Source organism: Burkholderia sp. S171, assembly GCF_009766085.1.
GTDB lineage: Bacteria > Pseudomonadota > Gammaproteobacteria > Burkholderiales > Burkholderiaceae > Caballeronia.
Map to the genome: position 1 here is coordinate 87598 of NZ_LMUF01000016.1, position 16798 is coordinate 104395.

The window sequence follows — 16798 nt, forward strand, 5'->3', positions numbered from 1 at the left end:
TGTTCGCAATCGCCCAAGTCAGGTCCATGAATTCTTCGACCGCTTCATCGCTTTCATCTCCGCTTACGTCTCCCTTCGACGCCGTCCTTCACGCCGGCGTATTCGTGCCGCTGACGCAATTCGGCATCATCGACACCACCGGCGACGACGCCGCTGCGTTTCTTCACACGCAATTGACGAGCGACGTCCAGCACTTGGACGCATCAAGCGCGCGTCTCGCCGGTTATTGCTCGCCGAAGGGCCGCTTGCTGGCGTCGTTTTTGATATGGCGGTGCGGTGAGGCCGTGCGTCTGATGCTCGCCGCTGACATACAGGCATCGGTGCAAAAACGCTTGTCGATGTTCGTGATGCGCGCGAAAGCGAAGCTCGTCGATGCCACGCCGGCTCTCGCTGCGGTGGGTTTTGCCGGCGACGTCCGCAAGACGCTGTCCCATCTCTTCGACGCCATGCCCGACGGCGTACATGTGAAAGTGGACGGTCCGCTCGGCTCGCTGATCCGGGTTCCCGATGCCGCCGGCCGGCCGCGCTTCCTCTGGGTAGGCCCGAAGGCCGAAGTCGAAGCGCGCCTCGCCGATATCGAAAAACAGCTCACGCGTGCCCCGGCCGAGTTATGGGACTGGCTCGACATTCACGCGGGCGAACCGCGCATTACGCTGCCGACATCGGAGCAATTCGTCCCGCAAATGGTCAACTTCGACGTGCTCGGCGGCGTCAACTTCAAGAAGGGCTGTTATCCGGGGCAGGAAGTGGTCGCGCGCAGCCAGTATCGCGGGACGATCAAGCGCCGCACGTCGCTGGCCCATGCCGAAACCGCCAAGCCCGGCGACGAACTGTTCCACTCCGACGACCCCGGCCAGCCGTGCGGCCTCGTAGTCAATGTGGCGCCCGCGCCCGGCGGCGGCGTGGATGCGCTCGTGGAAATCAAGCTCGCGGCGCTTGAACAGGGTTCGGTTCACGTCGGTACGGCCGAGGGTCCCGCGCTGAAATTCTCGCCGCTGCCCTATGCGCTGCCGAGTGAAGTCTGACTTATTGCGGACGGGTTGCTCATGTGCCTGATTGTCTTCGATTGGCAACCGGATGCCGCGGCGTCCGATGCTGAGCGCCCATTGCTCACGCTTGCGGCCAATCGTGACGAGTTTTTTCGTCGCGAAACCGAGCCGTTGCACTGGTGGAGAAGGTTGGAAAGCGCGCCGGAAGTGCTCGCCGGACGCGACCTGACGGGTGGCGGAACCTGGCTCGGCGTCACGCGCGACGGCCGTTTCGCCGCGTTGACGAACTATCGGGCGCCAGCGGAAGTGCGGCCTAATGCGCCGACTCGCGGTACGCTGGTCAGTGACTTTTTGTCGGGCGCACCGATCGCGCCGATGGCCTATCTGGACGCGGTGGCCCGCGACGGGCATCGGTACAACGGCTTCAATCTGGTTGTCGGCGACTTCACGCGGCGCGAACTGGCCTGGTACGGCAATCGTGCCGATGCGCCACCTTCCCTGCTTGATCCCGGCATTCACGGGTTGTCGAATAGTTTGCTCGATACCCCCTGGCCCAAGCTTGTCGCGCAACGCGACGCGCTGCGGGATCTGCTTCACGTCGATGAACGGCCGTCGCTGGACAGCTTGATCGAGACCATGCGCAATCCCCAACTCGCCGATGACCATCTGCTGCCGTCCACCGGACTCTCGCTTGAACGCGAGCGTGTGTTGTCGGCGGCGTTTATTGAGTCCGAGGGTTACGGCACGCGCAGTACGACGGCGTTGCGGGTTGCGGCGGTTAACGGTGATTTGACGCTGCAGATCAAGGAACTTAGCGACGACGATGGTTCGCACAACATCCAACGTCCCGGCGCGTTCGAACGAAGCGATGCCTTCACGATCGTGCGGGCGGCTTAGGACAGTTGAACTCCAAGCGGAACTTTGTGCGCCTAAAGTTCCGGGCGCTGATTCTTATCTCTCTGTGACGTCCATGTATCGACGCAATGCATCTGCCGCGTCCGCATGCGCTTTCGCCACTTCCGGCACAAAACCGCCCATCTTGAAGAACTCGTGCGTCATGCCTTCATAGCGGACCAGTTCGACCGGGACGTTTGCCCTTTCAAGCTTGGCCGCATACGCCACGTCTTCATCGAAGAGCGGATCGTGATCAGCGGCAGCGATCCACGAAGGCGCAACGCCGGTGAAATCAAGCACCGACCCGCGTGCGTCCAGCGGGGCGAAACGCCAGTCGTCACGGTCTTTATCGTCGCGAAGATACTGCGCAAAAAACCACTGAATAGTTTTCGCCGATAACACAAAACCCTCGGCAAATTGCGCATGCGATTGGCTATCCTGCCGCGCGCTTACGCCGGGATAAATCAGCAATTGAAGACGTAGTGGAATGCTGGCATCGCGAGCGAGCAAGGCGCACACCGTTGCGAGCGTGCCCCCCGCGCTGTCGCCACCGACCGCGAAGCGCGTGTTGTCGAGCCCTAGCGATGCCGCTTGCGCGTGAAGCCACGTGAGGGCATCGAAGGCATCGTGCACGGCGGTCGGAAACTTGTGTTCGGGCGCAAGCCGGTAATCGACCGATGCCACCGCGCAACCCGAATCCGCGGCGAGGCGTCGGCAGAGCGAGTCGTGGGTATCAATGCTGCCGACTACAAAACCGCCGCCGTGAAAGTAGATCAGCGTAGGTGTGGGAGCAGTCCAGTTGGGCTCGACGGGGTGATAAAGGCGCGCACGAATGGACGCTTGATCACGCGTGGGAATGGTGAGTTTCTGGACATCGAACATCGCGGCCGGCGCGATGTCGAGAATCAGCGCGCTGCGCTCGTAGGACGCGCGCGCGGCGGAAGCCGAAAGCGTGTGGAACGGCGGCCGCTTGGCCTTCGCGATGAGTTCGACGACCTGTGCAATGGCAGGATTCAGCGGCATGGGAGCGGGCAAATGGGCGAGCGTTGGAAGCTCGCGATGATGACATAGGGCGGCGAATTCCGCGCGTCAGCTCGTCAAAACCGTCCGCCTACCCCCTCACCTCCGGCTTCAACGACAACGGATCGGTCGGATTGCGCAATTGCGTGATGTCATCGAAACGTAGTTGCACCGACGCCAGAATCTTCGGGTGCGTAAGCACATAAAACCGCCGTTCGCGCACCGCTTCGAAGGTCAATTCCGCCACCTGTGTCGCGTTCAGTTTGCCGCTCTCTACCGCCTTCGTGAGCTGCTTTCCGGCCATGCGCTGCGATGCCGTCAATGGCTCATCGTTGCGTAAGCCTTCGGGCCGCACCCGCTCGGCATTCGCGATGCCTGTCGGCACGAATGCCGGACACAGCAACGAACAATCCACTGGACCGCCGACAATTTTCAAATCGTGATACAGGGTCTCGGTCAACGCGACGACCGCGTGCTTCGACGCGTTATAGACGCCCATCCCTGGCGCCGACAGCAACCCCGCCACCGACGCTGTATTCACAATATGCGCGGGCTGTTGTTGCGCGAGCATCAATGGCGTGAACGCGCGCAAGCCGTTCGCCACGCCCATTACGTTGACGCCGAACACCCACGCCCAGTCGTTCGCACTGCTTTCCCAGACGAAACCGCCCGTGCCGACGCCCGCGTTGTTGAAGAGCAGATGCACCGCGCCGTAGGTATCGATAGTCGTGTGCGCCAGCGCATCGACCTGCACGGCATCCGACACATCTGTGGGCACGCCGAGCGCTTCAGCACCCAGACCACGCGCCATCTCGACCGTTTCCGTGAGGCCTTTCACATCGACATCGGCGAGTACGAGCTTCATGCCCAGCGCCGCGCCCTTCAATGCGAACTCACGGCCGAAACCGCTGCCGGCGCCGGTGATCACGGCCACTTTGCCGTCGAACTGATCCACTTTGTCTCCTTTAATCCTTTAGATCTATATAGATCCAAACCTTCAGATCAGCTTGACGAGCTGCTTGCCGAAGTTCTTGCCTTTGAGCAATCCGAGAAAAGCCTCCGGGGCATTTTCCAGGCCCTGCGCAATCGACTCGCGATACTGCAGCTTTTTCTGCGCAACGAGCCCGCCAAGTTGCGTGAGCGCCTCGGGCCACACTTCCGGCGCTTCGCTGACGATAAAACCCTGCACCTTCAAGCGCTGCGTGAGCAGCAACGCGGGCTTTTTAAGTGGCATCGGCGAACCGTCGTAGCTCGCGATCATCCCGCACAACGCAATCCGGCCGAACGCGTTCATGCGCGATAACACGGCGTCCAGTATTTCGCCGCCGACGTTTTCAAAATAACCATCGGCACCGTTAGGCAACGCCGCCTTGAGGTCATCATGCAGGTTGCCGGCCTTGTAGTCGATGCACGCATCGAAACCGAGCGTCTCGGTGACGTAGCGGCATTTGTCCGCCCCGCCCGCTATGCCGACCGCGCGGCAGCCCGCTGCTTTCGCCAACTGGCCGACCACGCTTCCTACCGCGCCGCTCGCCGCGCTGACCACGACCGTTTCACCCGCTTTCGGCGCGATGATCTTGTTGAGCCCGAACCATGCGGTTACCCCAGGCATGCCGACCGAGCCGAGATAGGTGGAAAGCGGGATGTGGGTGTCGTCGACTTTACGCAGGCCCTTGCCATCGGACGTGCCGAATTCCTGCCAGCCAACCATTCCGACCACTTTGTCGCCGATCGCGAACTTCGGATTCTTCGATTCCACCACCTCGCCCACCGTCCCGCCGATCATCACCTCGTTAAGCGGCTGCGATGCGGCGTATGACTTCGATTCGTCCATGCGGCCGCGCATGTAGGGATCGAGCGAGAGGAAGTGATTGCGCACGCGCACTTGCCCCTCGGCCAGCGGCTCGAGCGGAGTCTCGACGAGTTTGAAATTATCGACGCTTGCCGCACCTTGCGGGCGCGAAACGAGGAGGATCTGGCGATTGATTGAGTTGTGTTCTGACATCGTGATACTCCTGTGCGGTCCAGGGATAAACCAGGGCGCGCGGCGCGCTCTGGAAGCGGCGTCAGGCGTCGCTGGGACCGGGTGTGGCGGACGGATCTGAACGGAGGCGTTGCTGCGCGATATCGCGGCCGACGGCGAGCTTGCGCATGTATTTGAAGGTGCCGAGCGCTTTTGCGACGAAGTGGCCTTCGCTGTCGCGGATTTCGCCTTCGCAATACGCCATTGTCGTGGAGCGGTGCAGCACGCGGGCAAACGCGCGGAGTTCGCCGCGGCCCGGCTGCATGAAGTTGACTTTCATTTCGACGGTGACCACGCCGATGCCGTTGTCGGCGAGGCTGCGCGCAGCCATCGCGAGGGCGACGTCGGCGAGGGTCATGGTCACGCCGCCGTGGGCGATGCCCCAGGTGTTCATGTGCGTGGCGCTCAGCGGCAGCAGGACTTCGCTTGCGCCATCTTCGGCGCAGATGAGCTGCACGCCAAGTGAATCGACGAACGGGCTTTCTGGGAGCGTGGAGAAATCGGTCATGGTCTCAGACTTCGTAATCGATGCATTGACGCGATTCACGTACCGCCGCAACAAAGTCCTTGATTGCCAAGTGCTTCGGGTGAACTTGATAGGCTTGAAGGGCTTCGGGATTGTCGAAGTCAGAGACAAGGACCACGTCATACGTGGCTTCGAAACCGGGTTGCGCCACGCCCACTTCAAAGTGCCCCTGACCTGAAACAATGCTGCGGCAGCTTTCGAGTTTGGCTTTCAGTTTGACGATGTTTTCAGCGCGAGTGCCGCCCTCGGCGCTTTCCTTCAACTTCCACATGACGATGTGACGTAACAAGACGGGCTCCTGGATGTAGACGATGACTCAGTCGATCGCCCAAGCGTATCAAAAACGCCGGGCGACCGGTCAAAATCACACCACTTCGAACAACCCGGCCGCGCCCTGCCCGCCGCCGATGCACATGGTCACGACGACAAACTTCGCGCCGCGCCGCTTGCCTTCGATCAACGCATGCCCCGTGAGGCGCGCCCCCGACACGCCATACGGATGTCCCACCGCAATCGCGCCGCCGTTCACGTTCAGGCGATCAGCCGGAATACCCAAGGTATCGCGGCAATAGAGCACCTGCACGGCGAACGCTTCGTTCAGTTCCCACAAGTCGATATCGCTGACTTTAAGGCCCGCCTTCTTCAACAACTTGGGCACCGCGAACACCGGTCCAATACCCATTTCATCCGGCTCGCATCCCGCGACCGCGAAGCCTCGGAAAATCCCCAGCGGCTTCAGCCCTTCCTTCTCTGCCAGCGTAGCGTTCATGACCACACATGCCGACGCGCCATCGGAGAACTGGCTGGCATTGCCCGCCGTGACCACGCCGCCAGGCATCGCGGTGCGAATCTTCGACACCCCTTCGAGCGTCGTGTCGGCGCGAATGCCTTCATCGGCGGACAGCGTGACTTCCTTCGTGAACATGCGGCCCGTGGCTTTATCGGCGACACCGGCTAGCACCGTGATCGGCACGATTTCGTCGTTGAACTTGCCCGCCGCTTGCGCCGCAGCGGCGCGCAATTGCGATTGCACGCCATACTCGTCCTGCCGTTCTTTCGATATCTCGTAACGCTTGGCGACGTTCTCGGCCGTCTGCAGCATCGACCAGTAGATAGCGGGCCTGTGCTCCTTCAACCAGCCATCGAGCAGCATGTGCTGGTTCATCTCGTTCTGCACGCACGAGATGGACTCCACACCGCCAGCCACATAGACATCGCCCTCGCCGGCGATCACGCGTTGTGCCGCCAGCGCGATGGTCTGCAGCCCCGACGAGCAGAAGCGGTTCACGGTCATGCCCGGCACGCTGACCGGCAAACCCGCGCGCAACGCGATCTGCCGCGCGATGTTCATGCCGGTCGCGCCTTCCGGATTCGCGCAACCCATGATCACGTCTTCCACACGCGCCGGGTCAATGCCCGCACGCGCCACGGCCGCTTGCGTGGCATGGCCGCCGAGCGTCGCGCCGTGTGTCATGTTGAATGCGCCGCGCCAGGATTTGGCGAGGCCCGTGCGTGCCGTCGATACGATTACCGCGTCAGTCATGCTTGTCTCCACTTCGAATACGAATAGGGTTGGTTCATTGGGCTTAACCGGCGGGTTTAAACCCGCGAGTTCAACCCGCCGTTCAGCGTAGCAAGTCCGTCGATCCGATTCGCGATACACCCGCTGCCGTCATCTGCTCCCACGCCCGCGCAAGCGAACCGTCGAGATCGATCGCGCGACAGGCATCGTCGATAACGACCGCTTCGAAACCCGCGCTGCGTGCGTCGAGCGCCGACCACGCGACGCAATAATCCGTCGCCAGCCCGCAGCAATAGACCCGCTTCGCGCCGACATCGCGGAGATAACCCGTGAGGCCCGTCGGCGTTGTGCGATCAGCTTCCATGAAGGCCGAATAACTATCGACATCCACGTGATGGCCTTTGCGGATCACCATCCGAGCGTGCGGCACGTCGAGGTCGCGATGCAGCGCCGCGCCGTCCGTGTTCTGGACGCAATGCGTTGGCCATAAAACCTGCTGGCCGTAGCTCAGCGTGGCCAAGTCGAAAGGCGCGCGCCCCGCGTGATTTTCGGCGAAGGAAATGTGCTTCGCCGGATGCCAGTCCTGCGTCACCACCACATGCGAAAACGCGCGTGCGAGGCGGTTGATCACCGGCACGACTTCGTCGCCGTGAGCGACCGGCAACGCGCCGCGAGGCATGAAATCATTCTGGACATCGATCACAAGCAGGACTTCGTCAGCGCCTTTCATCGCGAATCTCACCGGTTGTAGCTAGATCTTGAATCTAGCTCTTGAATCTAGCTGTTGAAGCCGCGCCCTTCTGCGGCTAGTTCAGTCACGCGTGCCGCGGGCTTCCAGGCTTCGCCGTTGGCTTGGTCCGCATATTTGCGCATTGCGCGTTCGACGTTGTACAGGCCGACCGTATCCGCATACAGCATCGGCCCGCCGCGATACAGCGGGAAACCGTAGCCGGTCAGGTAGACCATGTCGATGTCCGACGCCTTCGATGCAATCCCTTCTTCCAGGATCAGCGCGCCCTCATTAACGAGCGCGAACACCAGCCGTTCGACAATCTCATCGTCGGAGATCTTGCGGCGCGTGACACCTTGCTCCTTCGAGTACGCAACGATCATCTCGTCGACGATCTTCGACGGATGCGCCGTGCGATCGCCGGCCTTGTAGTCGTACCAGCCCGCGCCGGTCTTTTGTCCGAAGCGCCCCGTCTCGCACAAGCGGTCCGCGATCTTCGAATACTTCAGATCGGGTTTCTCTTGATAACGCCGTTTGCGAATCGCCCAGCCAATGTCATTGCCGGCGAGATCGCTCATGCGGAACGGTCCCATCGCGAAACCGAATTTTTCGACAGCACGATCAACCTGCGCCGGCAACGCGCCTTCTTCGAGCATGAAAAGCGCTTGGCGCAGATACTGCTCGATCATCCGGTTGCCGATAAAACCATCGCAGACGCCCGACACCACGGCCGTCTTCTTGATCTTCTTCGCGAGTTGCATGACGGTGGCGAGCACGTCCTTCGACGTCTTCGCGCCGCGCACGACTTCCAGCAGCTTCATCACGTTGGCCGGGCTGAAGAAGTGCATGCCGACGACGTCTTCGGGACGCTTGGTGAACGCTGCAATCTTGTCGACATCGAGCGTAGACGTATTCGATGCCAGGATCGCACCCTTCTTCGCGACCTGATCGAGTTTCGAAAACACCTGCTCTTTCACGCCAAGTTCTTCGAACACTGCCTCGATGATCAGGTCCGCATCCTTGAGGTCCTCGTAGGCGAGCGTAGGCGTGATCAGCGCCATGCGTTCTTCCAGTTTCTCAGACGTCAAACGTCCCTTTTTCACGGCGCTTTCGTAGTTCTTGCGGATGGTGGCCAAGCCACGATCCAGCGCTTCCTGCTTCGTCTCCAGCAACGTGACCGGCAGGCCCGCGTTGACGAAATTCATGGCGATACCGCCGCCCATCGTCCCCGCGCCGATCACGCCAACACGGTCGATCTTGCGCACCGGGGTGCTCGAAGGCACATCGGGAATCTTGCTCGCTGCGCGTTCACCGAAGAACGCGTGCCGCAGCGCGCGGCTTTCGGGTGTCTGCACCAGGGCCATGAAACATTCGCGTTCGATGGCCAGGCCTTTATCGAAACCGAGCTTCACGCCGGCTTCCACTGCATCGATACATTTGAGCGGCGCCGGGAAGTTCTTCGCGAGCGGCGTGACGCCGTTGCGTGCGAACTGGATAAAGCCCTCGGCGTTCGGATGCTCGATCTTGCGATCACGGACCTTCGGATGCGGGCCGGTTTGCGCGCCCACTTTTTGCGCGAATTTGACGGCTTCGTCGAGCAGATCGCCTTGCGCCATGTGATCGAACAAGCCCGTGCCGGCCAGTTTCTCCGACATCACCGGCGCACCCGACACGATCATGTTCAACGCCGTTTCCAGGCCGACCGCGCGCGGCAAGCGCTGCGTGCCGCCTGCGCCCGGCAAGATACCAAGCTTGACTTCGGGCAACGCGATCTGCGCTCCCACCGACGCCACTCGATAATGCGCCCCAAGCGCCAGTTCGAGTCCGCCGCCCATCGCGACGCTATGGATAGCCGCGACTACAGGTTTTGCGCTGCCCTCCACGACCTTGATGACCGTGTGCAGCGTGGGTTCCTGGGTTGCCTTGGGCGTGTTGAATTCGGTGATATCGGCGCCACCGGAAAACGCCTTGCCCGCGCCGATGATCACGATCGCGCTGACGGACGCGTCCGCCTGCGCTTTTTCAACGCCCTCGACCACGCCAAGCCGGGTGGAAAACCCAAGGCCGTTCACGGGCGGATTGTTCAGCGTAATAACGGCGATGCCGTCGCGAGTCGTGTAGTCCACTGCCATTTGTCTACCTCCATTCGATGCCTGCGATAGCCAGATTCTCCGGGAAACTCCCGGAAAGCGCTGATTACCGTGTCGCTGGGATTGTGAGTTACCCGAGAAGAATACACAAAAAAGAACGCTCGTTCAATTCTGTTAATTCTGAGATGGGAATAAGCTTCGAAGAGACGTGCGGGGAAAGTCGGGCTGCGCGTCGGCAGCCCGGTGAAGCGAAAAACCCTGAAACTAAGAATCGGACAAAAACTCAGACCACTTTTTCATCAACCGTCGGCAGCACATACTCGCGATACAACTCTCTTAGCCTCAACTTCTGCAGCTTGCCTGTAGCCGTATGCGGGAGTTCATCGGCGAAAACAACGTCATCCGGCTTCCACCATTTCGCCACCTTGCCGTCGTAGAACGCGAGCAATTCCTCACGCGTGACGGTCGCACCCGGACGCAGCACGACCACCACCAGCGGCCGCTCCGTCCACTTCGGATGCGAACACGCAATACACGCTGCTTCCGCGACCTGCGGATGCGACATCATCACGTTCTCCAGGTCGATCGAACTGATCCATTCGCCGCCGGACTTGATCACGTCCTTGCTGCGATCGGTGATGTGCATGAAACCATCGGCATCAATGGTCGCAACATCGCCGGTCGGAAACCAGCCGTCGACCAATGGCGAATCGTCCTTGCGGAAATACCGGTCGATCACCCACGGCCCGCGCACATGCAGATCGCCGAACGATGTACCGTCCCAAGGGAGTTCCTGGCCGTCATCGCCAACAACTTTCATGTCCACGCCGAACATCACGTGGCCCTGCTTTTCACGCAGATGCCGCTGCTCTTCCGGCGAGCGTTGCTGCTGCTTCCAGGTGAGCTTGGCAAGCGTGCCGAGCGGTGACATCTCCGTCATGCCCCACGCATGAATCACCTCCACGCCGTACTCGTCTTCGAAGCTGCGCAACATGGTCGGCGGACAAGCCGAGCCGCCAATCACCGTGCGTTTAAGCGTATTGAAGCGCACGCCCGCCTGCTTCATGTAGTTCAGCAAGCCGAGCCAGACCGTTGGCACGCCTGCCGAAAACGTGACGCCTTCGGTTTCCATGAGTTCGTAGAGCGCTTTGCCATCGAGACAATTGCCGGGCAGCACGAGCTTCGCGCCGACCAGCGGCGCGGCGTGCGGGATACCCCAAGCGTTGACGTGGAACATGGGCACGACGGGCAGGATGGCATCGCGGGCGGAACAGCCCATGGCGTCAGGCAGCGACGCCGCAAACGCATGCAACACCGTCGATCGATGCGTGTAAAGCGCGCCCTTCGGATTGCCGGTCGTGCCCGATGTGTAGCAAAGAAACGATGCCGAGCGTTCGTCGAGGACGGGCCAGGTGTAGTCGCCGTCGCATTTGCCGATCAGCGTTTCGTAGCTGAGCGCGGGCGTGGCCATATCGGCGAGATGGGTGCTGATGCAGGTCTCGTCGCCGAGCGCAATCCAGCCCTTCACGTTCGGACACTGCGGCGCGATGATGTCCACCAGCGTGGCGAACGTCATGTCGAACGCGACGTATTCGTCGTCGGCGTGATTGACAATGAACGCCACCTGATCGGGGAAAAGCCGCGGGTTGATCGTGTGGCAGACGGCGCCCATGCCGGTCACGCCGAAATAGCATTCCAGATGGCGATATCCGTTCCACGCCAACGTGCCAATGCGTTCGCCTGGTTGCACACCCAGTCCGATCAGCGCCTGCGACAGTTGTTTCGCGCGCTTTTCGCATTCGCGCCAGGTATAGCGATGAATGTCGCCTTCAATACGGCGCGAGACAATCTCGGTATCGCCGAAATGGCGTGCAGCGTGGGATAACAACGATGAAGCGAGTAGCGGTACATCCATCATCTGGCCGAAAAGCGGCGACGTCATGGGCGAGTTCCTCACAAGTCCGGATGCACGGGGTTTGATGCCTGATCTACTACTGGAATGGATACCTTAATCGATCCTTGAGCCAACGTGGGAGCCAATCGCGCGGGCTCGTGCAGCGGCGCGGGGGCGGAATTACAATATCGGTTAATCTTGAGGTGCTCAATATGTCGTTTTCCCCAAGCAGCACCGCAGCAGTTGCGGAGCCGGCAAGCCTTGCGCCCGTGGTTGCGCCCGTTGATTCGCTGCTCGCATCGATCGAAACCGATCGGCCCGATGCATTCGTTTCACTCGGCTCCGCCTTTCTCACCCGTCTGCCCGCCGCCCCTTTACCGGAGCCTTATCTGGTGGGTATTTCCGCCGATACCGCCGCGCAATTGGGTTTCAACGCCGCTGACGCGCGTGATCCTGCGTTCGCCGCGCCGTTTGCAGCGCTTTTTGCGGGCAACCCCACCCGCGAATGGCCGGCTGAGAAGTTACCGTATGCATCGGTGTATTCGGGGCACCAGTTCGGCGTGTGGGCCGGCCAGCTTGGCGACGGCCGCGCGATCGGCCTGGGCGAGATTGAACACGATGGCAAGCGTTTCGAGCTGCAGCTAAAAGGCGCGGGACGCACGCCGTATTCGCGCATGGGCGACGGACGCGCGGTGTTACGGTCATCGATACGCGAATATTTGTGCTCCGAAGCCATGCACCATCTCGGCATTCCGACTACGCGGGCGTTGTGCGTCATCGGATCGGATCAGCCTATTCGCCGCGAAACCATGGAAACGGCCGCCGTTGTGACGCGGGTCGCGCCGAGTTTCGTGCGCTTTGGCCACTTCGAGCATTTCTACACGAACGATCGGCTCGATGAATTGAAAAAGCTCACCGATCACGTGATCGCCCGGTTCTACCCGCAGTGCCGCGAAGCCGACGATCCCGCGTTGGCGCTGTTGCAGGAAGTCATGCACCGCACCGCCGACCTGATGGCGGACTGGCAAGCCGTCGGGTTTTGCCATGGCGTGATGAACACGGACAACATGTCGATACTCGGGCTGACGATCGATTACGGCCCGTTTGGTTTTATCGATGGATTCAATGCAAATCACATCTGCAATCACTCGGATTCACAGGGCCGGTACGCTTATAAAATGCAGCCGCAGATTGGCTACTGGAATCTGTTTTGCCTCGCGCAGACGCTGGTGCCGCTGTTCGGCCCGCAATACGACAGCGACACTCGCAACGATAAGGTGATCGAAGACGCGCAGCGCGTGCTGGAAGGGTTCAAGGACCGTTTTGCGCCCGCACTCGAGCGCCGTATGCGTGCGAAGCTCGGGCTGGCTGAGATTCGCGAAGGCGACGATAAACTCGCCAGCCGCCTGTTCGAAGTGATGAACGCGAATCGCGCCGATTTCACGCTCACGTTCCGAAACCTGGCCAAAATGCGCAAGGCTGACGCATCTGGTGACGCGCCAGTGCGTGACCTGTTCCTCGATCGCGCCGCTTTCGATGTCTGGGCGAACGACTACCGGCTGCGCTTGTCGGAAGAAACACAGAGCGACGAAGCGCGTGCAAGCACGATGAACGCCGTGAATCCAAAATATGTCTTACGCAATCATCTGGCCGAAAATGCCATCCGGTTGGCTAAAGAAAAGGATTTCTCCGAAGTCGAACGACTGGCACAGGTGCTGCGCCATCCCTTCGATGAACAACCTGAATTTGAAGCGTACGCCGGCCTGCCGCCCGACTGGGCGAGCGACCTGGAAGTCAGTTGCTCTTCCTGAAATAGCCCCCAAATAAATAAGCCGCTGTTGGGTCTTTCCTTTTGGACCCACTTAGGCTCCGCTAAAGATCTGGAGATAGAACCATGAACCGAGACGATCTCACGAAAGACCCCGTTGCACCGCTGCAGAAGGACGACGCCGCGTATCGAAAGGAATTGACCGATATCCAGTACCAGGTGACGCGCCACGCCGCCACCGAACGGCCGTTCACCGGCGAATACTGGGATCACACGGAGCGCGGCGTGTATGACTGCGTGTGCTGCGGTACGCCGTTGTTCGAGTCGGATACGAAATTCGATGCCGGTTGCGGCTGGCCGAGCTACTTCAAGCCGATCAACGGCGAAGTCATCAACGAAAAGACCGATCGTGCGCATGGCATGCTGCGTATTGAAGTGCAATGCAAGAACTGTGGCGCGCATTTGGGCCACGTCTTCGAGGACGGTCCCGCGCCGACCGGTCTGCGGTACTGCATCAACTCGGCTGCGCTACAATTCGAACCCAAGTAAGCGCGTCGGGCGACGCCGGCCGGTGAGTCGGCCTTGCTGCGGCGAGTCGACATCGGCGCGGCGGGCTGCCTCGCCGCGCGTTTTCAAACGCGCCCGACTTGCAGCTGACTGCGGCCATTCACTCGCCAGGCGTCGCGCTGTGCCGGTAGCGAACCGGTGACACGCGGCGCGTGCGCGCTTTCAAATTGATGCCCTCCTCGTCCCTACGACATGAAATTTCTGTTCGATCTATTTCCGATCCTCCTCTTCTTCGTCGCATTCAAGATCTGGGGCATCTACACCGCCACCGCTGTTGCCATTGTTGCCACGCTTGTGCAGATCGCGTGGGTCGCGTTCCGGCATCGCAAGGTCGATCCCATGCTGTGGGTGAGCCTCGGTGTGGTGGTCGTATTCGGCGGCGCGACGCTCGTGCTGCATAACGATACGTTCATCAAGTGGAAACCCACTGCGCTGTACTGGCTTTTTGCCGGCGCGCTGATCGTGTCGCAGGTCGCTTTCGGCAAGAACCTCATTGAAGCGATGATGGGCAAACAGATTGTGTTGCCGCATCGCGTGTGGGGCCAATTGAATCTTGCCTGGGCCGTGTTTTTCGCGATTCTCGGCGTGGTGAATCTGTTCGTCGCGTTCAATTACACGACCGATCAATGGGTCAACTTCAAGCTGTTCGGCGCGACCGGGTGTTTGCTGGTGTTTATCGTCGCGCAGAGTTTGTGGCTTGCCAAGTATATGAAAGAGGACGAAGGGAAATGAGCGATCCTGGGTTTATCGAGAACTTCGTCAACGCGTCGGCCGAAGCCAAGATCGCTTATCTCGAAGCGCGGCTTAATGCGGCGCTGGAAGCGTCGCAGGTGCATATCGACGATGACAGCGCGGCGCATGCAGGTCATGCCGGAGCCTCGGCGGGAAGTCACTATACGGTTACCATTGTAGCGGCCCGATTCGCCGGGAAGCCACGCGTGGCGCGGCATCGGCTAGTGTATGATGCGCTGGCCGACGAGCTGCGGCAGGGTATTCATGCGCTTGCCATCAAGGCTTTTACGCCCGAAGAGTTTGCAGACCAGTTCGAGTGACCGCTTAGTAACTCAATGGTCCGTCAGAACTGTCCTTCAGTTCAATTTTGCTTTAAGCCAAGATCTCCAGCCCTCGTTCTGATCAGGAACTATTGATGATTTTAAAAAATCCCCGTATTTGGGTGTTGCTGGCCGCGTTCGCGGCGGCGCCCGTGTTTGCTCAGAACATTGCCGTGGTGAACGGCACGCCGATTCCGAAGTCCCGTGTCGATGCGCTTGTCGCGCAACTCGTTCAACAGGGTCAGCAGGACACGCCGCAATTGCAGGCGGCCGTGCGTCAAGAGCTGGTGAATCGCGAGATCCTGATGCAGGAAGCGATGCGGCGCGGTATTGCCACGCGACCTGACGTGAAGGCGCAAATTGCCGTTGCTCAGCAGACCGTGGTCTTGCGCGCGTTGATTGAAGATTTCGTGAAGAACAATGCGCCGACCGATGCCGAGATCAAGGCGCGATACGACGACATGGTGAAGCAAGTTGGCGGCGGCAAGGAATATCACCTGCACCATATTCTCGTCGACAACGAAGCTCAGGCTAAGGACTTGATTGCGAAGATCAAGGCTGGCGCGAGTTTTGAAGATCTGGCGAAGCAGTATTCGAAGGATCCGGGATCGGGCAAGAATGGCGGCGATCTGGACTGGTCCAGCCCGCAGGCGTACGTGCCGGAGTTTGGCGCGGCGGCTGAGAAGTTGAAGAAGGGTGAGATGACGGACACTCCGGTCAAGACGCAGTTCGGCTGGCACATCATCCGGTTAGACGACATTCGCGATGTCGCACCGCCGCCGCTCGAGCAGGTCAAGGACCAGATTGCGAAGCAGATTCAGCAGGAAAAGCTGCAGGCTTTTGAAGAGGGTTTGCAGAAGAAGGCTGTAATCAAGTAGGGGGTTGCTCGCCAAGTAGGGGTTGCTCGCGCCGGTGGACCGGAGGAGGGGTTTGCTGGCGCGGATTCGTCGGGGTCAATGGTGGGGTTGCGCGGTTGCCGGGTTAGCGGTCGGGGTCTATGCCGGGTTGGTGCTTTCGGGCTTAGTGGTCTGCGAGAGTCGGATTTTCTCTTTATCACTGTTAGCCACTGTGCGTGGCGGCACGTCATTTCTTTGTCCAAAGCGACAAAGAAACGAAGCAAAGAAAACGCTTTCAACCACACTACCCTAAGTGTCCACAGCGCGCAGTTTTGATTCATAGGTGCCCCAAAAGCACGGTGCTCGCCAGAGCCACGGATGTGTGAAACCCTCCTTCTCCGAACACAGGTTTTGACACGCTTCGCCACCAGTGATTGAAGCTGCCTAAGGTTCACCCCGCGCTATCCGCGGACAACCTCCTTCCAAATTTGTATGCATACCTAACCATGGAGCCAACCCAGCTCGAAACGAAGCCGCAGGATGCGCAAGGCCATACTCACGAAAATAACCGCGCAGGCAGAGCATCCAACTTGCCAAAAACTGAGACAGTAGTACGCGTAAAGTTACTACTTATCAAGCTGTGGTCCACGCATACGGCAGGCCAGACAGCTAACCTACAAAAAAGCCAGCGCAATAAAGACGTGTGAGGCCGCGCCGGTTCCTTGGCAAGGGTGCTTGCCCGAGAGCACGGGTGGCGAAGCGTGTCTATGTCAGGATTCGCGAGAAGGAGGGTTTCACACATCCGTGGCTCTGGCGAGCACCGTGCTTTTGGGGCACCCATGAATGAAAACTGCACGCTGTGGACACTTAGGGTAGCGTGTTTTAAA

The 16798-nt window shown here is 60.1% G+C and carries 16 protein-coding genes; 7 read left to right on the forward strand and 9 right to left on the reverse strand.

Annotation, left to right across the window (positions count from 1 at the left end; all coding sequences use genetic code 11):
- Positions 1-26 precede the first annotated feature (26 nt).
- Together GSQ93_RS10205 and GSQ93_RS10210 are read left to right on the forward strand one after the other, a co-directional pair.
- Positions 27-1025, forward strand: a complete 999-nt coding sequence (locus GSQ93_RS10205; protein ID WP_158935536.1) for a folate-binding protein YgfZ — start codon at positions 27-29, stop codon at positions 1023-1025.
- Between the two features lie 21 nt (positions 1026-1046).
- Positions 1047-1886 (forward strand): NRDE family protein, encoded by an 840-nt coding sequence (locus tag GSQ93_RS10210; RefSeq protein WP_158935537.1) that lies wholly within the window; start codon positions 1047-1049, stop codon positions 1884-1886.
- 54 nt (positions 1887-1940) lie between these two features.
- On the opposite strand, the gene GSQ93_RS10215 is transcribed toward GSQ93_RS10210, so the two are convergent.
- The 9 genes from GSQ93_RS10215 to GSQ93_RS10255 form a co-directional block, all read right to left on the reverse strand.
- Positions 1941-2906: an alpha/beta hydrolase gene (locus GSQ93_RS10215; RefSeq protein WP_158935538.1), complete on the reverse strand. Its 966-nt coding sequence runs from the start codon at positions 2904-2906 to the stop codon at positions 1941-1943.
- An 88-nt stretch (positions 2907-2994) separates the two neighbouring features.
- Positions 2995-3858: an SDR family oxidoreductase gene (locus GSQ93_RS10220; protein WP_158935539.1), complete on the reverse strand. Its 864-nt coding sequence runs from the start codon at positions 3856-3858 to the stop codon at positions 2995-2997.
- Between the two features lie 42 nt (positions 3859-3900).
- A complete protein-coding gene (locus tag GSQ93_RS10225; protein WP_158935540.1) occupies positions 3901-4908 on the reverse strand; it encodes an NADP-dependent oxidoreductase in 1008 nt (335 codons plus the stop codon).
- 61 nt (positions 4909-4969) lie between these two features.
- Positions 4970-5434, reverse strand: coding sequence for a PaaI family thioesterase (locus GSQ93_RS10230; RefSeq protein ID WP_158935541.1), 465 nt, complete (start codon positions 5432-5434; stop codon positions 4970-4972).
- 4 nt (positions 5435-5438) lie between these two features.
- Positions 5439-5741 (reverse strand): Dabb family protein, encoded by a 303-nt coding sequence (locus GSQ93_RS10235; RefSeq protein WP_158935542.1) that lies wholly within the window; start codon positions 5739-5741, stop codon positions 5439-5441.
- 75 nt (positions 5742-5816) lie between these two features.
- Positions 5817-6995, reverse strand: coding sequence for an acetyl-CoA C-acyltransferase (locus GSQ93_RS10240; protein WP_158935543.1), 1179 nt, complete (start codon positions 6993-6995; stop codon positions 5817-5819).
- An 82-nt stretch (positions 6996-7077) separates the two neighbouring features.
- Positions 7078-7704, reverse strand: coding sequence for a bifunctional nicotinamidase/pyrazinamidase (gene pncA / locus GSQ93_RS10245; RefSeq protein WP_158935544.1), 627 nt, complete (start codon positions 7702-7704; stop codon positions 7078-7080).
- A gap of 47 nt (positions 7705-7751) precedes the next feature.
- Entirely contained in the window at positions 7752-9836 is a 2085-nt protein-coding gene (locus GSQ93_RS10250) for a 3-hydroxyacyl-CoA dehydrogenase NAD-binding domain-containing protein (RefSeq protein ID WP_158935545.1), read from the reverse strand.
- A 241-nt stretch (positions 9837-10077) separates the two neighbouring features.
- Entirely contained in the window at positions 10078-11736 is a 1659-nt protein-coding gene (locus GSQ93_RS10255; RefSeq protein ID WP_158935546.1) for a 3-(methylthio)propionyl-CoA ligase, read from the reverse strand.
- Between the two features lie 164 nt (positions 11737-11900).
- On the opposite strand from GSQ93_RS10255, the gene GSQ93_RS10260 reads away from it, so the two are divergent.
- From GSQ93_RS10260 to GSQ93_RS10280, 5 genes are all read left to right on the forward strand, one after another.
- Positions 11901-13499: a YdiU family protein gene (locus tag GSQ93_RS10260; protein ID WP_158935547.1), complete on the forward strand. Its 1599-nt coding sequence runs from the start codon at positions 11901-11903 to the stop codon at positions 13497-13499.
- Between the two features lie 83 nt (positions 13500-13582).
- On the forward strand, positions 13583-14005 hold the full coding sequence (msrB, locus tag GSQ93_RS10265) for a peptide-methionine (R)-S-oxide reductase MsrB (RefSeq protein ID WP_158935548.1): 423 nt from the start codon (positions 13583-13585) through the stop codon (positions 14003-14005).
- A 210-nt stretch (positions 14006-14215) separates the two neighbouring features.
- Positions 14216-14755 (forward strand): septation protein A, encoded by a 540-nt coding sequence (locus GSQ93_RS10270; protein WP_089160312.1) that lies wholly within the window; start codon positions 14216-14218, stop codon positions 14753-14755.
- A complete protein-coding gene (locus GSQ93_RS10275) occupies positions 14752-15075 on the forward strand; it encodes a BolA family transcriptional regulator (protein WP_158935549.1) in 324 nt (107 codons plus the stop codon). Before GSQ93_RS10270 ends, GSQ93_RS10275 begins: the two co-directional genes overlap by 4 nt.
- 95 nt (positions 15076-15170) lie before the next feature.
- The gene (locus GSQ93_RS10280) at positions 15171-15953 is read left to right on the forward strand and encodes a peptidylprolyl isomerase (protein WP_158935550.1); all 783 of its coding nucleotides are present in this window, start codon (positions 15171-15173) and stop codon (positions 15951-15953) included.
- Positions 15954-16798: the final 845 nt, after the last annotated feature.

Bases quoted from the DNA above. Each gene is read 5' to 3' on its own strand.
- GSQ93_RS10205 (WP_158935536.1), top strand. From the start codon at position 27: ATGAATTCTTCGACCGCTTCATCGCTTTCATCTCCGCTTACGTCTCCC.
- GSQ93_RS10210 (WP_158935537.1), top strand. From the start codon at position 1,047: ATGTGCCTGATTGTCTTCGATTGGCAACCGGATGCCGCGGCGTCCGAT.
- GSQ93_RS10215 (WP_158935538.1), bottom strand. From the start codon at position 2,906: ATGCCGCTGAATCCTGCCATTGCACAGGTCGTCGAACTCATCGCGAAG.
- GSQ93_RS10225 (WP_158935540.1), bottom strand. From the start codon at position 4,908: ATGTCAGAACACAACTCAATCAATCGCCAGATCCTCCTCGTTTCGCGC.
- GSQ93_RS10230 (WP_158935541.1), bottom strand. From the start codon at position 5,434: ATGACCGATTTCTCCACGCTCCCAGAAAGCCCGTTCGTCGATTCACTT.
- GSQ93_RS10240 (WP_158935543.1), bottom strand. From the start codon at position 6,995: ATGACTGACGCGGTAATCGTATCGACGGCACGCACGGGCCTCGCCAAA.
- pncA (WP_158935544.1), bottom strand. From the start codon at position 7,704: ATGAAAGGCGCTGACGAAGTCCTGCTTGTGATCGATGTCCAGAATGAT.
- GSQ93_RS10250 (WP_158935545.1), bottom strand. From the start codon at position 9,836: ATGGCAGTGGACTACACGACTCGCGACGGCATCGCCGTTATTACGCTG.
- GSQ93_RS10255 (WP_158935546.1), bottom strand. From the start codon at position 11,736: ATGACGTCGCCGCTTTTCGGCCAGATGATGGATGTACCGCTACTCGCT.
- GSQ93_RS10260 (WP_158935547.1), top strand. From the start codon at position 11,901: ATGTCGTTTTCCCCAAGCAGCACCGCAGCAGTTGCGGAGCCGGCAAGC.
- msrB (WP_158935548.1), top strand. From the start codon at position 13,583: ATGAACCGAGACGATCTCACGAAAGACCCCGTTGCACCGCTGCAGAAG.
- GSQ93_RS10270 (WP_089160312.1), top strand. From the start codon at position 14,216: ATGAAATTTCTGTTCGATCTATTTCCGATCCTCCTCTTCTTCGTCGCA.
- GSQ93_RS10275 (WP_158935549.1), top strand. From the start codon at position 14,752: ATGAGCGATCCTGGGTTTATCGAGAACTTCGTCAACGCGTCGGCCGAA.
- GSQ93_RS10280 (WP_158935550.1), top strand. From the start codon at position 15,171: ATGATTTTAAAAAATCCCCGTATTTGGGTGTTGCTGGCCGCGTTCGCG.